A 14,508-nucleotide genomic window follows, 5' to 3' on the forward strand; every position below is an offset into this window, starting at 1 on the left:
GTCTGTCGGTCCGACCGGACCGACCAACGTGACCGGGGAGGAGTGCCGTGCCGCTCTCGGAGCACGAGCAGCGGCTGTTCGAGCAGATCGAGCGGTCGCTTGCCGAGGACCCCAAGTTCGCCTCGGCCGTGCGCGCCAGCGATCCGCGCTTCCATGCGCGGCGTCGCCTGCTCGTCGCTGCCGGCGTGATCATCGCTGGCCTGGCGTTGCTGGTCTATGGCGCGGTGATCAAAACTCCGCCGCTGGCAGTGGCGGGATTCGTTGTCATGCTGGCCTCGGCGGCGTTCGCGGTGCAGTCGCACCGTCGGGCGCAGTCACCTGACCTGCACGTCGTCGGGGGCACGGCGAGTCGTCGCCGGTCCCGCGGCCGTGCCGGCCGGAGGTCGGGTTTCCTCGACCGGATGGAGGACCGGTGGCGGCAGCGCCCGGAGGGGCACCGCTGACCCCGTTCCGCCGCTGACGCGAGGAAGCACGTCACCCCGGGCCGACCGCCCGGGGTGAGCCGGTGCGCGACCCGCCAGGGTGCCGTTCGAGGCTCCGGGCCGCCTGCTGCCGCTGCGCTCTGTTGCCGGTTGTTTTTTCCCCGCATTGCCGTGGCCTGTCGGGTCGCCGACAGGCGACGCCCGCGTCGAGCGAGGCCTCACCGTGACATGACCTGCCGGACGCGGCGGGTCGAATGCCGGCGACCACAGTTCGGGTCGCCGGCACCGACGTTCAGCGACCCGCGCGGCTGGCGATCAGCCGGCGCGGACTGAACCGCAGCAGCCTCCGACGCACCTGGCCGCCGGAGTTGACGAGCCGTGACGAGTTGTCCGCGATGGCGGTGCGCCACCGGGACAACACCGACGGTGGCAGTACCGTCGCCACCAGCCGGGTCCGTCGGTCCGCCTGCTCGGCGAGAGCGCCACGCACCGTCCGCAGGGCCGCCGGCAGCGGTTCGCCGGTCAACGGGTCCCGGGCGTAGCGGGCCCGCTCCTCGGCCCGCCCGAGCAGGCGTACCGCCGAACCGGCATCGGTCCGCGCGGCCAGCCGCTCCCGGGCCAGCCGCTCCGCGGTGGCCCGTGGGGTCTCCGTCCGGTCCACTCCGACCCGGTAGTCGACAAGCGTGTCGATCAGCTCGTCCCAGGCGGCGTGCGCGTCGGCGCGGGCCCGGTCCGGATCGGTGGCGACCACCATCGCCGGTTGCCCGGTCGCGGACGGTGCGGTGTCCGACGTGTCGACAGTCCGCACCGCCGGTGCCGGCCGGCCTCGACGCCGGCGCAGGGCGAGCCGGCGCAGCGCTGGCACGGCGAGCAGGACCAGCAGTGCCAGGACGCTGGCGGCGACCAGCAGCGGCCAGATGGGCCGCTGCTCCGCAGGACCGTCGGAGCCGAGCGCCGCGCCCGGGTCCTCGCCCTCCTCGAACTGGTTCGGTCCCTGCTCCGCCTCGGTCGACGGATCCGTCTCGTCGGGCGTGTCCGAGGTGCCGCCCTGCGGCGTGCTCTCCTCCGGGGCGTCCACGTCCGGTGCCCACGCCGAGCGGGTCGAGCCGGGTACGCCGTAGGCCGGAGTGGCGTCGAAGGGCACCCAGCCGATCTGGTCGAAGTAGACCTCCGTCCAGGCGTGCAGGTTGCGGTTGGTCAGGGTGAGGGTGTCGTCGCTGCGCCGGCTGCCGTTGGTGAACCCGAAGGCGACCCGGGCCGGGATCCCGGCGTCGCGGACCATCCAGGCAAGCGCCGCGGCGTACTGCTGGCAGTAGCCGACCTTGTTCTCCAGGAAGTCGAGAATGGCCTGGCCGCTGGTGCCCTGCTCGGTGCTGAGCCGGTAGCTGAAGCCGTTGTCCTCGGAGAAGTAGTCGTAGATGGCCCGCACCTTGTCGTACTCGGTGCGCGCCCCCCGGGTCAGATCCTCCACCAGGGCCCGGACCTCCGGCACGTCCGGCGTCACTGTCTGCTGCCGGCGCAGGGGCAGGTCGGCCGGCAGTGGCTGGGCCCGCCGCAGCGCCTGCGGACTGAACGACGAGCGCACGTAGTCGAAGGAGTACTCCTTGCCCCGGGAGTTCTCCCGGTTGGAGAAGACGACCTGCAGGTTCGGGTCGTAGAACCAGTTGTTGCCCAGCTCGCCGAAGCCGACAGGTTCGGCGTAGACCGGCAGCAGCGGCATGTTCAGCTCCCGGCTGACCTGCACGGTGGCCCGTTGCCTGGTCCGTTCGACGCCCGGCAGGGACCGGCCCGACGGGTCGGGCAGCTCGCCGGTGACCCGCCTACCGTTGGGGCCACGCACCCGGAAACCGTCGGTACGCAGGTCGTCGGCGACCCCGAAGCGCAGGTAGAACGGTTCCTCTTCGGTGGTGGTGACCGTAACCAGGTCGGTCACCTGGGACTGGTTGAGCTGCCCACTGAGCGCGGCGAAGAGGTCGACCCGGCCGGGGGAGCCCCCGAACCCGGGACCGATGCCGGAGCCGGCACCGGAGTTGAGCGTGGTCATCAACCCGGCCGTCATTCCCGGCACGGCCAGCGGCACCAGCACCGCCAACGCGAGACCCACCACCGCCAGTCGGCGGCCGGCGGCGGCAAGTGGCGAGGACTCCCAGACGTCGACGTCGCGGCCGTCGCCGGTGAACCGCCGGCCGAACCGGCGGACCCGGTCCACGTTGTCGGTGACCAGCAGCCACAGGAACCCGGCGGCGCCTATCGCGAACGGCACCGGTGGGACGCTGTCCACGTAGACCGCGACCGGCACCGAGTAGATGGCGAGCATGGGGAGACCGGCCAGCGCGGGGCGACGCAGCCCGACGCAGAGCACGTCCACGAGCACCGCCACCCCGCCGATGCCGAGCACCGTGACGAACAGCAGCGGGTCGGTGTCCGGGACCTTCACGCCGTGGGAGCGCATGTCCTCGACCGAGTTGCCGAGCAGTTCCGCGAAGTGCCCGAAGGTGGCCGGGGTGGGCAGCACCGCCAGCAGTTCACTGCCGCTGGGGAACAGCCAGGTCAGGGCGAGCGTGAGGCCGCCGACCATGGCCAGGATCTGCACCCACAGCGGGGTTCGGCCGAGCCGGGCCAGCGCCGCCGCGGCCGCCACCGCGGCCACCACGATGACTGCCTGGACCAGCCACGTCCAGCGTTCGAAGATGGCCGACAGGGGCGCTGCCGCGAGCAGCGTCGCGCCGGCGGCCACCAGGCCCAGGTTCCGATGGGCGATCATGAGGGGGACCTTCCGTTCATCGCACGCCACCGGCCACGGTCTCGGCCATCGCCGCCCGGAGCGCGAACCCCTGCGAGCCCCGCCCGGCCTGCGGCCAGAGGGCCGGCAGCCGGCCGCCATGGTCGACGCCGATCACCCGCCACCCCGCGTGCAGCAGCGCCAACGCCGCGGTGTCGTGCGCCTGGTCGGCCTCGGCCCGCGCGGGCGTCGGCAGGTTCAGCCAGGCGGAGCTGTCCAGCAGGAAACAGATACAGGTGGCACCGTTGGCCCGCAGCCCGGCCAACAGTTCCGCCTCGGCGGTGCTCAGCGACCCGAACAGGCCGATGATCAGCCCACCGTCGGAGCGCTGCCGGACGTGCTGCACCAGGGTGGTGAGCTCCTCCCGCTGGTCCAGCCGGACCTCCGCGAGCTGGTCGAGCAGCAGACCGTCGCCGGCACCCTCGGCGGCGTCGACGTCCGCGCCCGAGCCGGTCACCAGGCGCAGCTTGTAGCCGGCCTGCCGCAGGTGCACGGCGATGCTTGCGGCGGCCGAGACCGCCCACTCGAAGCTGGCCGTCGGGCCGTCGCCCTGGTGGCCGTACGCGCGGGTGTCCAGCAGGACCGTCGCCCGGCTCTCCCAGGGCTGTTCCTCCCGGCGCACCATCAGCTCACCGGTGCGCGCCGTCGACTTCCAGTGCACCCGGCGCAGGTCGTCGCCGCGCCGGTACTCCCGGGTGGCCGCGTCGTCCTCGCCGTGCACCGCCACCGAGCGGGCCCGGCTCTCACCGCTGCCGGTGTACTCGCCGGGCAGCCGTACCGACGGCAGCCCGACCACCTGCGGAACGACCGTCAGGCGGTCGGTGCCGGGGAAGGCGCGGCTGAGTTCGCAGAGGCCGAAGGGGTCGGTCATCCGGACCACCAGCGGGCCCACCTCGTACCGGCCACGCACGTCGGCGCGCACCGTGTAGGCCACCGAACTGGCCTGGTGCGCGCCGAGCCGCTCCAGCACCACCCGGGGCCGGCTGCCGAGGGCGTACGGCAGCCGGTCCTCCAGCAGCAGGGTGCCGGTGGGCAGCCGGGACATGTTCTGCAGGCGCAGCACCACCCGGGCGGTCGCGCCGACCGGCACCCGGTGCGGTTCCAGCGAGCGGTGGCAGGCGAGCTTGTACCGGCTGCGGCCGACGTACAGCGCGGCGAGCAGCGGCAGGACGGCCAGCAGCACGGCCACCCGCAGCAGGTCCTTCTCGCCGAGGATGCCGGCGGAGATGGCCGCCGCCACCGCCGCGGCCAGGAAGGAGCGGCCGCGGGTGGTCAGCCCGCGCAGGCCGTCACGCACGTCACGGCCTCCGCGGCTCGAAGGGGGCCCGGCCGTTACCGCCAGCAGGGGGCCGGGTGTCGTACGGCGAGCGCTTACGGTCGTGCGGCAGCGGGAGCCGATGCACCAGGTCGGCGACGATCGCGTCGGTGGTACGCCGGGCGAGCTGGGCGTCGGCCGTGGGGATGATCCGGTGCGCCAGCACCGGAACGGCGAGGACCTGAAGGTCGTCGGGCAGGACGTAGTCCCGCCCGTCGAGGGCGGCCACCGCGCGGGCGGTGCGCAGCATCTGCAGCGTGCACCGGGGTGAGGCGCCCAGGCGCAGGTCGGGCGACTCGCGGGTGGCGGTGACCAGGTCCACCGCGTACTGCTTGACCGCGTCGGCGACATGCACCTGCCGTACGTGACCGATCAGCCGGCGTACGGTGTCGGCGTCGGAGACCGGCCGCAGCCCGGACAGCGGATCGACAGCACCGTGCCCGTCGAGCATGGCCAGCTCGGCGGTCGGGTCCGGGTATCCCATGGCGATGCGGGCGGTGAACCGGTCGCGCTGCGCCTCCGGCAGCGGGTAGGTGCCCTCCATCTCGATCGGGTTCTGGGTGGCGATCACCATGAACGGCGTCTGCAACTGGTAGGTCACCCCGTCGACGGTGACCTGCCGTTCCTCCATGCACTCCAGCAGCGCGGACTGGGTCTTCGGCGAGGCCCGGTTGATCTCGTCGCCGACGACCAGGTTGGCGAAGACGGCACCCGGACGGAACTCGAAGTCGTGGGTCTCCTGGTTGTAGACGCTGACGCCGGTGACGTCGCTGGGCAGCAGGTCGGGCGTGAACTGGATCCGGCGTACCGAACAGTCGATGGACCGCGCGAGGGCCTTGGCCAGCTTGGTCTTGCCGACGCCGGGCACGTCCTCGATGAGCAGGTGCCCCTCGGCGAGCAGGACGGCCAGCGCCAGCCGCACGGTCGCGGTCTTGCCCTCGATGACCTGTTCGATGTTGGTCACGATCGCGTCACTGGCGGCGCGGAACTCGTCGTACGGCAGCAGACCGCCAACTTCGTCCCAGGTCTGTTGTGTCACGGGCCTCCTCCTCGTCGCCGTCACGGCAGCTCTCTACAAGAGCACCTGGCCCCGCCGTTTCGTTCGCGACGTGTGAGCCTCATGTGCCGCGGCAATCTCACTGGCCTCTCAGGCTAACCATGTTTGTCGTCAACGCCGACCGCCGCAGGTGTTTGAGCGCTTACGCAGCGATTTGTCATTCACGCAGCGCATGTCATCGGTTCTGCCGGGTAAGCGGGCCCGAATCCGCCTGCCGGGACGGGAAGGACATGACGAGGTGATCCTCGCCGCCGCGCTCGCCTGGCAGGTCGGCCTGGCGGCCTGCGTGCCGCTGCTGGTGCGGCGCTTCGGTCGCGACGCCGGCTATCCGCTGGCCGCCGGCTACCTCGTCGCGGCCGGGCTGCTGCTCGTGCGGCTGCCGGTGATCCTCGACGACCGCGAGGTCGCCGTGACGTGGCGGTGGCTGCCCAGCCTGGAGGCGCACGCCGCGCTGCGGATGGACGCGCTGGGGCTGGTCTTCGCGTTGCTGGCGCTCGGCGTGGGCGCGCTCATCATGGCCTACTGTCCTCGTTACCTCGACGGGAGCGAGGACGAGCAGCAGCGGGTGTACGTCACGATGACCCTCTTCGCCGCCGCGATGCTGGGCTTGGTCCTCGCCGACGACCTGCTTGTGCTCTTCGTCTTCTGGGAACTCACCTCGATCCTGTCGTTCGTGCTGATCGGGCAGGGCGGTCGGCCCGCGGCCACCGGCCCCGCCGTGCAGGCGCTGCTGGTCACGGTCTCCGGCGGCCTCGCGCTGCTGACCGCGATCGTGCTGCTGGCGATGCATCTCGGCACCACCAGCCTGAACACCATCGTCGCCGAGCCGGAGCGGTTGAGCGGCGGACCGGCCTGGGTGGTGGGAACGCTGATCATCGTCGCGGCGTTCACCAAGTCCGCGCAGTTGCCGTTCCACTTCTGGCTGCCCGGCGCGATGGTGGCGATCACGCCGGTGAGCGCGTACCTGCACGCGGCGACGATGGTCAAGGCCGGCATCTACCTGCTGATGCGCTTCTCGGCGGTGTTCGCCGGCTCCTGGGCGTGGGACAGCACGCTTATCGCTGTCGGGCTGCTCACGGCGATCCTCGGCGCGCTGCTGGCGCTGCGCCAGTACGACCTCAAGGCGCTGCTGGCCTACTCCACGGTCAGCCAACTCGGCCTGCTGGTCGGCGTGATCGGCGTCGGCACCCCGGCCGCCGACGCCGCGGCGATCCTCTACACGGTCGCCCACGCGCTGTTCAAAGCGACCCTGTTCATGCTCGTCGGCATCATCGACCACCAGGCGGGCAGCCGGGACATCCGGGAGCTGGCCGGACTGCACCGGGTGATGCCGGCGACGGTCTGGCTCACCGCGTTGGCGGCGATGTCGATGGCCGGACTGCCGCCCACCATCGGCTTCGTCGGCAAGGAGGCGATCTTCGAGTCTCTCCCCGAGGCGCCCGGTGGGCCGGTGCTGGGGTGGTCCGCCGCCGGCCTCGGGGTGCTCGCCTCGGTGCTGACCTTCGCCTACGCGGCCCGTCTCGTACACGGCATGGTGGAGGGACCGACCCGGCAACGCCAACTACGCGAACCGTCCTGGGCGTTCCTCGCGCCGGCCGCGGTGGCCGCGGTGGTGGCGACCACGCTCGGCCCCACGGTGGCCGTACTGAGCCCACTGGTGGAACGGGCGGCGAACGACGCCCGCCCGGAGGGTACGCCGCCCTACCTGGCGTTCTGGCACGGCTTCACCCCCGCGCTGGGGCTGAGCCTGCTCACCGTGCTGCTGGGGACACTGATGTTCCTCGGCCGCGTACGGGTCGACAGGTGGCTGCGGGCCGTACCGACCACCCCACCGTTCGCCGAGTTGCTGGAGCGCGCCCGGCAGGCGCTGCTGCACGCCGGTTCGGCTGTCGGTCGGACCGCGCACGCGCCGGGTCCGACGCCCTACCTGGTCCGACCGTTGCTGGCCGCGGTGGTCCTGGCCGCGGTGGCGGCGGTGGCGCTGCCGGACGGCCTCGGCGGCGCGCCGGGTCGGCCCGGTGACTGGCTGCTGCTGGTACTGCTCGTGACGGCCCTCGCCGGGCTGCTGGTGGTGCGGTCCGCGCTTGCCGCGATCGGGCTCACCGGAGTGGTGGGGCTGCTGCTGTCGGCGTGGTTCCTGACCGTCGGAGCACCTGACGTGGCACTGACCCTGATGCTCGTGGAGGTGCTGACCGCGGTGGTCGTCATGTTGGCGCTGCGGCAGCAGCCGCGTCGGCTCGCCCCCGTCGGACGGCACTGGCCGGTCACCGGCGCGGCCCTGCTGGCGGTCGCCGCCGGCATCGCGGCGGCGGCGGGTACCGCCGTGCTGACCGGGCGCGACCGGCTGTCCGACCCCGGCCGGTGGTACCTCGACCGGGCGGAGGAACTGACCGGCGGCGCCAACGTCGTCAACACCATCCTGGTGGACTTCCGGGCCCTGGACACCCTCGGTGAGGCGGTGGTGCTCGCGGTGGTGGCACTCGGGCTGGTCCGGCTCACCGCCGGCGGCCCGGCCGAGCCGGCCGACGCCGATCCCGCCGACGAGGACCTGGTGCTCCGCCTCGCCTACCGGGTGGTCGCACCGGTGATGCTGCTCGCCTCGGCGGTGCTGTTCCTGCGCGGGCACGAGGAGACCGGTGGCGGCTTCATCGGGGCGCTGCTGGCGGGTACCGCCGTCGGGCTCGGCCAGTTGGCGCACCCTGGCGGGGCGCCGCTGCTGGGCCGGCTCAGGTCGGTGCCGCTGGCGGCGGTCGGGTTGCTGGGCGCGACGGTCGCCGGCCTGGCGCCGCTCGTCGCCGGCCGGCCGCTGCTCACTCCACTCACCCTGGACACGCCCGGGCCGGTGCCGTCGTTGTCCACGTCGCTGCTGTTCGACCTGGGGATCTACCTGATGGTTCTGGCGCTTGTGGTGGCCGCGGTACGACGTCTCGGCGTACCGCCGGCCCGACCGGCAACCCGGTCGGCTGCCGGAGGCGCCCGATGAGTGCCGCGTTCGTGGTCGGTGTCCTGGTCGCCGCGGGGGTGTTCCTGCTGCTGCGGCCGGGCCTGCTGCGGGTGGTGCTGGGCTTCGTGCTGCTCGGGCACGCCGTCAACGTGGTGCTGTTGGCCGCTGGTGGGCTCGGCCGGCGGACCGCGGCGCTGGAGGAGGTGGGCCCGGACACCGCCGATCCGCTGCCGCAGGCGTTCGTGCTGACCGCAATCGTGATCACCTTCGGCATCACCGTCCACCTGCTCGGCCTGCTGCGGCGCGATGCCGGCGGACCCACGAGCGGTGCTGATTCCGCTGGCGAGGCTGATACCGACGGTGCCGGCACGGTCGGAGGCGACGACATCGGCGGGACAGGCGGGCACGGCGCAGCGGGGTGGCCGGGGTGAGCGGTCTTCTGCTGATCCCGGTGGTCGGGCCGCTGCTGGTCGCCGGGGTGCTGCTCGTCCTACCGGGCCGGATCCGGCTGCACCGGGTCGGCGCGTTCGCCACCATGGCCGTGGTGCTGGTGGCCGGGCTGGTCCTGCTGGTCCGGACCAGCGACGGCGCGGTGCCCGTCCTGCGGGTCGGTGGCTGGCCCGGCCCGATCGCGATCAGCCTGGCGGCGGACGCGCTCAGTGCCCTGCTGGTCACCGTGACGGCGGTCGTGGTGCTCTGCTGCCTCGTCTCCGCCGTCGGCTCGGGGGACGACAGCCGCCCGTACTTCCTGCCGCTGGTGCTGGTGCTCACCGCCGGGGGCAGCGGCGCGTTCCTCACCACCGACCTGTTCAACCTCTTCGTGCTGATCGAGGTGATGCTGGTGCCCTCGTACGTGCTGCTGAGCCTGGCCGGCGGGGCCGGGCGCGGCGGTGCGGGACGGGTGTACGTGGCCACCAACCTGCTCGGCTCCACTCTGCTGCTGGCCGGGGTGGCGTTCGTCTACGGCACCACCGGGGCGGTCGGGCTTGGCGAACTGGCCGGCGCGGCCCGCGACGAACCCACTGTCGCTGTCGCCTGCGGTGTGGTGCTGCTCGCCCTCGGCGTCAAGAGTGCGCTGGTGCCGCTGCACGACTGGCTGCCCCGCACCTATCCGGTGGTCTCGCCGGTGGTGGTGGCGCTCTTCTCCGGGCTGCTGACCAAGGTGGGTCTCTATGCGGTGATCCGGATCTACGCGGTGGTGTACGGCGGGGATCCCGGGTACCGCTGGCTGCTCGGCGCGGTGGCGCTGCTGTCGATGGTGGTGGGCGTGCTCGGCGCCGTCGGTGCGGACTCGATGCGGCGGATCCTGACCTTCCACATGGTCAGCCAGATCGGCTACGTGCTGCTCGGTCTGGCCCTGTTCACCGCTGCCGGCCTGGCCGCGGCGGTCTACTACCTGGCCCAGTACATCCTGGTGAAGGCGGCGCTGTTCCTCTGCGCGGCGGCGGTCCGCGCCGGCCGGGGCACCGACCGGCTGGAGGGTTCCGGCGGGCTGGCCGGGCAACGTCCCGCGCTCGCCCTCGCCTTCGCGGGGGCGGCGCTGTCGCTGGCCGGCCTGCCGCCGTTCTCCGGTTTCGTGGCGAAGTTCCTGCTGCTGCGGGCCACCGCGGAGACCGGTGCCTGGCTGGCGATGGCGGTCGCGGTGCTGGTCAGCCTGGTCACCCTGCTGTCCATGCTGAAGATCTGGAGCGCGCTGTTCACAGGTGCGCCGCCGGCTTCGTCGTCTGTGGCGAAGCGGATCGGTCCGACGCTTGTCGGACCGCCGCTGGCCCTGGCCGGACTCTCCCTGGCCGCCGGGCTGGCAGCTCAACCGTTGCTGGTGGTCGCCGACACGGCGGCGGCCGGGCTGCGTGACCCGGCCGGCTACGTACGGGCGGTGAGCGGCCGATGAGCGGCACGGTGATGACCGTCGTCCGCCGCACGACGGTGCGGACTCGCCGCGTGCTGCGGTTCGCCGGCTACTTCGCGGTCCGGCTGGTGCAGGCGAACCTCGCGGTGGCCTGGGAGATCCTGACGCCCGGTTCCGCACTGGCTCCGGCGGTGGTGCGGGTGCCGTTGCGGGCGGCCACCGACACCGAGGTGGCGGCCGTGGCGCTGGCGGTGAGCCTGACCCCGGGCACGCTGACCCTCGGCGTGCACCGGGAGCCCACGGCCGCGCTGTCGGTGCACGGCATGTACGCCGCCGACCCGGTGGCGTTCCGCCGGGAGGTGGCCGAACTGGAGTGGCGGCTGCTGGCCGCCCTGCGCCCGGCCACCCACCCGGACGGCGGCCCCGACGCGGGCCGGTCGGAGGTGCTTCGGAGGTGACGATGTTCCTGCTCGACGCGGTGCTCGTGGTCCTCGCCTGCTCGATGGCTGTGGTGATCGTCCGGCTGGTGATCGGCCCGACCGACGCCGACCGGGCGGCCGCGCTGGACCTGGGCTTCTTCGTCTTCCTGGCGGCCCTGGCGGTGCTCGCCGCCCGCCTGCGCGCCCCGGACCTGCTGGACCTCGTGCTCAGCGGGACGCTTGTGAGTTTCCTGGCCACTGTGGCGATGGCCCGGCTGGTGCACCGGAGGCAGCGGTGATCCGGACCGTGCTGGCCTCGACGTTGCTGCTGCTCGGCATCGCGCTTATCGCGATAAGCGCGATCGGTCTGATCCGCCTGCCGGACGTCTACCACCGGATGAACTCCGTGGCCAAGGCGGCCAGCCTGGGGCTGAGTTGTGTCCTGCTCGGTGTGCTGCTGCTGATTCCCGGCTGGCGTACCGCGGTGGTGGTGCTGGCCGCCGTCGGGCTGCAACTGTTCACGGCACCGGTCGGCGGCTACGCCCTGGCCCGGGCCGCCTACCGGGCGGGGGCCCCGCTGGCGTCGATCACCCGCTACGACGAACTCGGCGGCCGGGCCGGCGAGGGCGGCGACGAGCCGGCCCGGGACTCCGCCTGAGGGGTAGTGGGAAGCGGCGTCGCATCACGCGCGGTACACTGCCGGGCATGGCCGGAGTCTTCCTGCTTCTTACCGGGCCGTGCTGATGCGCTGAGCGCGCGACAGCACGGCGGCCCCTCCTGCGTGAGGGGCTTTTTCGTGCCCGCCGCCGGCCCGCGACGGGCCGTCGAGGCAGACCCGAGACCAGCCAGCACTCCGACAGACTCCGCCGAGCGACGCGAGGAGAAGGCCATGACCGAGGCAGAGGTCCCACCGTTCCGGTACACCGCGGCGCTGGCCGACGAGATCGAACGCCGCTGGCAGGACCGTTGGGAACGGGAGGGAAGCTTCCACGCGCCGAACCCGTCCGGACCGCTGGCCGATCCGGCCCACCCTCGATCGGGTGCGGAGAAGCTGTACGTGCTGGACATGTTCCCCTACCCGTCCGGTGCGGGGCTGCACGTCGGGCACCCGCTGGGCTACATCGGCACCGACTGCTTCGCCCGCTACCAGCGGATGGCCGGCCGCAACGTGCTGCACGCGATGGGCTTCGACGCGTTCGGCCTGCCCGCCGAGCAGTACGCCGTGCAGACCGGCACCCACCCCCGGACCACCACCGAGGCCAACATCGAGCGGTACCGGGCGCAACTGCGCCGGCTGGGGCTGGCCCACGACCAGCGGCGCTCGGTGGCCACCATCGACACCGACTTCTACCGCTGGACCCAGTGGATCTTCCTGCAGATCTTCAACTCCTGGTACGACCGGGAGGCCGGCCGGGCCCGACCGATCAGTGAGCTGATCGCCGAGTTCGCCGGCGGGGTGCGGCGGACCCCGGACGGCCGGCCGTGGGCCGAGCTGTCGTCCGCCGAACGACGCGCCATCGTCGACGACCACCGGCTGGCGTACGTGTCGCAGGCGCCTGTCAACTGGTGCCCCGGGCTGGGCACGGTGCTGGCCAACGAGGAGGTCACCGCCGACGGCCGCTCCGAGCGGGGCAACTTCCCGGTCTTCAAGCGCAACCTGAAGCAGTGGATGATGCGGATCACCGCGTACGGCGACCGGCTGCTGGACGACCTGGACAAGCTGGACTGGCCCGAGCCGATCAAGCTGATGCAGCGCAACTGGATCGGCCGGTCCCAGGGCGCGCACATCGACTTCCCGACCACCGTCGCGCCGATCCGGGTGTTCACAACCCGCCCGGACACCGTCTTCGGGGCCACCTACATGGTGCTGGCCCCGGAACACGAGCTTGTCGACACGCTGGTGCCGACGGCCTGGCCGGCGGGCACCCGGGACGCGTGGACCGGCGGGCACGCCAGCCCGAGGGAGGCCGTCGAGGCGTACCGCAAGGCGGCGGCGGCAAAGACCGACATGGAACGGCAGGCCGAGACGAAGGAGAAGACAGGCGTCTTCACCGGCGCGTACGCCACCAACCCGGTCACCGAGGGGCAGATCCCGATCTTCATCGCCGACTACGTGCTGGCCGGCTACGGCACCGGCGCGATCATGGCGGTGCCCGCCCAGGACGAGCGGGACTGGGAGTTCGCCGAGGTTTTCGAACTGCCCATCGTGCGTACCGTGCAGCCGCCGGAGGGCTTCGACGGCAAGGCGTACACCGGGGACGGCCCGGCGATCAACAGCGCCGCACCCGAGCGCGGCCTGGACTTGGACGGCCTGGGGGTGGCCGACGCCAAGGCCCGGATCATCGCCTGGCTGGAGGAGACCGGCAGCGGCCAGGGCGCGGTGACCTACCGGCTGCGGGACTGGCTGTTCAGCCGGCAGCGCTACTGGGGTGAGCCGTTCCCGATCGTGTACGACGCCGACGGTACGGCCATCGCGCTGCCGGAGGAGATGCTGCCGGTCGAGCTGCCCGAGGTGGACGACTTCTCCCCGCGTACCTTCGACCCGCAGGACGCGAACAGTGACCCGGAGACGCCGCTGTCGCGCCGCCGGGACTGGGTCGAGGTCGAGCTGGACCTGGGTGACGGCCCGAAGCGGTACACCCGGGAGACGAACGTGATGCCGCAGTGGGCCGGCTCCTGCTGGTACGAGCTGCGCTACCTGGACCCGACGAACGACGGCCGGTTCGTCGACGCGGACAACGAGCGGTACTGGATGGGCCCGCGCGGTGAGGGCGACTGCGGCGGTGTCGACCTGTACGTCGGCGGGGCCGAGCACGCCGTGCTGCACCTGCTGTACGCCCGGTTCTGGCACAAGGTGCTGTACGACCTGGGCCACGTGTCCTCGTTCGAGCCGTTCCGCAAGCTGTTCAACCAGGGCTACATCCAGGCGTACGCGTACACCGACGCCCGGGGCGCCTACGTGCCGGCGGAGGAGGTCGCCGAGCGCGACGGCGGCTTCTTCCTGGGTGACGTCCAGGTCAACCGCGAGTACGGCAAGATGGGCAAGTCCCTGAAGAACGTGGTCACCCCGGACGAGATGTGTGCCGCCTACGGCGCCGACACGTTCCGGGTCTACGAGATGTCGATGGGCCCGCTGGAGGTGTCCCGCCCCTGGGAGACCCGGGCGGTGGTCGGCTCGTACCGGTTCCTGCAACGGGTCTGGCGGGCCGTCGTCGACGAGCGGACCGGGCAGTCGCGGGTGGTGGACGCCCCCGCCGACGAGCAGACCCGGCGGCTGCTGCACAAGGTCATCGACGGTGTCCGGGGCGACATGGAGCAGATCCGGTTCAACACCGCGATCGCCAAGCTGATCGAGCTGACCAACGGGGTGACCCGGCTGGCGGGTACCCCGCGCGAGGTGGCCGAGCCGCTGGTGCTGATGGTCGCGCCGTTCGCCCCGCATGTCGCCGAGGAACTGTGGCAGCGGCTGGGCCACGACACCTCACTGACCTACGCCGATTTCCCGACCGCCGACCCGGCCCTGCTGGTGGCCGAGACGGTCACCTACCCGGTGCAGGTGAACGGCAAGGTCCGGGCCCGCATCGAGGTCCCCGCCGACGCAGGCGAGGACGACGTACGCGCAGCGGCCCTGGCCGCGGTCGCCACCACCCTGGCCGGCAAGGACCCCCGCAAGGTCATCGTCATCCCCGCCCGCATGGTCTCCATCGTCCTCTAGCCCTC

General features: G+C 72.4%; 11 protein-coding genes. 8 read left to right on the forward strand and 3 right to left on the reverse strand.

Annotation, left to right across the window (positions count from 1 at the left end):
- Window positions 1–47: 47 nt before the first annotated feature.
- Window positions 48–443 (forward strand): SCO2097 family morphological protein, encoded by a 396-nt coding sequence (locus Van01_RS16555; RefSeq protein WP_099850992.1) that lies wholly within the window; start codon window positions 48–50, stop codon window positions 441–443.
- A 271-nt stretch (window positions 444–714) separates the two neighbouring features.
- Here Van01_RS16555 and Van01_RS16560 read toward each other — a convergent pair whose 3' ends face one another.
- Genes Van01_RS16560 through Van01_RS16570 form a run of 3 tightly spaced genes read right to left on the reverse strand, consistent with a single transcriptional unit; the run spans window position 715 to window position 5,558 of the window.
- Window positions 715–3,186: a transglutaminase TgpA family protein gene (locus tag Van01_RS16560; RefSeq protein WP_204007900.1), complete on the reverse strand. Its 2,472-nt coding sequence runs from the start codon at window positions 3,184–3,186 to the stop codon at window positions 715–717.
- 16 nt (window positions 3,187–3,202) lie between these two features.
- Entirely contained in the window at window positions 3,203–4,501 is a 1,299-nt protein-coding gene (locus Van01_RS16565; RefSeq protein WP_204007902.1) for a DUF58 domain-containing protein, read from the reverse strand.
- A 1-nt stretch (window position 4,502) separates the two neighbouring features.
- Window positions 4,503–5,558: an AAA family ATPase gene (locus Van01_RS16570; RefSeq protein WP_099850998.1), complete on the reverse strand. Its 1,056-nt coding sequence runs from the start codon at window positions 5,556–5,558 to the stop codon at window positions 4,503–4,505.
- 256 nt (window positions 5,559–5,814) lie between these two features.
- Here Van01_RS16570 and mbhE point away from each other — a divergent pair, with 256 nt between their 5' ends.
- The 7 genes from mbhE (at window position 5,815) to leuS (ending at window position 14,503) form a co-directional block, all read left to right on the forward strand.
- Complete coding sequence (gene mbhE / locus Van01_RS16575; protein WP_204007964.1) at window positions 5,815–8,559, forward strand: hydrogen gas-evolving membrane-bound hydrogenase subunit E; 2,745 nt, start codon at window positions 5,815–5,817, stop codon at window positions 8,557–8,559.
- A complete protein-coding gene (locus Van01_RS16580; RefSeq protein WP_204007905.1) occupies window positions 8,556–8,951 on the forward strand; it encodes a sodium:proton antiporter in 396 nt (131 codons plus the stop codon). Before mbhE ends, Van01_RS16580 begins: the two co-directional genes overlap by 4 nt.
- Window positions 8,948–10,411 carry a proton-conducting transporter transmembrane domain-containing protein gene (locus Van01_RS16585; protein ID WP_204007907.1) on the forward strand — a complete coding sequence of 488 codons (1,464 nt, stop codon included), beginning with the start codon at window positions 8,948–8,950 and terminating at the stop codon, window positions 10,409–10,411. The genes Van01_RS16580 and Van01_RS16585 overlap by 4 nt, the downstream gene beginning before the upstream one ends.
- On the forward strand, window positions 10,408–10,827 hold the full coding sequence (locus Van01_RS16590) for a Na+/H+ antiporter subunit E (protein ID WP_204007909.1): 420 nt from the start codon (window positions 10,408–10,410) through the stop codon (window positions 10,825–10,827). The genes Van01_RS16585 and Van01_RS16590 overlap by 4 nt, the downstream gene beginning before the upstream one ends.
- A gap of 2 nt (window positions 10,828–10,829) precedes the next feature.
- A complete protein-coding gene (locus Van01_RS16595; RefSeq protein WP_204007966.1) occupies window positions 10,830–11,087 on the forward strand; it encodes an MrpF/PhaF family protein in 258 nt (85 codons plus the stop codon).
- Entirely contained in the window at window positions 11,084–11,446 is a 363-nt protein-coding gene (gene mnhG / locus Van01_RS16600) for a monovalent cation/H(+) antiporter subunit G (protein ID WP_204007911.1), read from the forward strand. Before Van01_RS16595 ends, mnhG begins: the two co-directional genes overlap by 4 nt.
- 231 nt (window positions 11,447–11,677) lie before the next feature.
- Window positions 11,678–14,503 (forward strand): leucine--tRNA ligase, encoded by a 2,826-nt coding sequence (gene leuS, locus Van01_RS16605; RefSeq protein ID WP_204007913.1) that lies wholly within the window; start codon window positions 11,678–11,680, stop codon window positions 14,501–14,503.
- Window positions 14,504–14,508 lie beyond the last annotated feature (5 nt).

Source organism: Micromonospora andamanensis (assembly GCF_016863495.1).
Classification (GTDB): Bacteria; Actinomycetota; Actinomycetes; order Mycobacteriales; family Micromonosporaceae; genus Micromonospora; species Micromonospora andamanensis.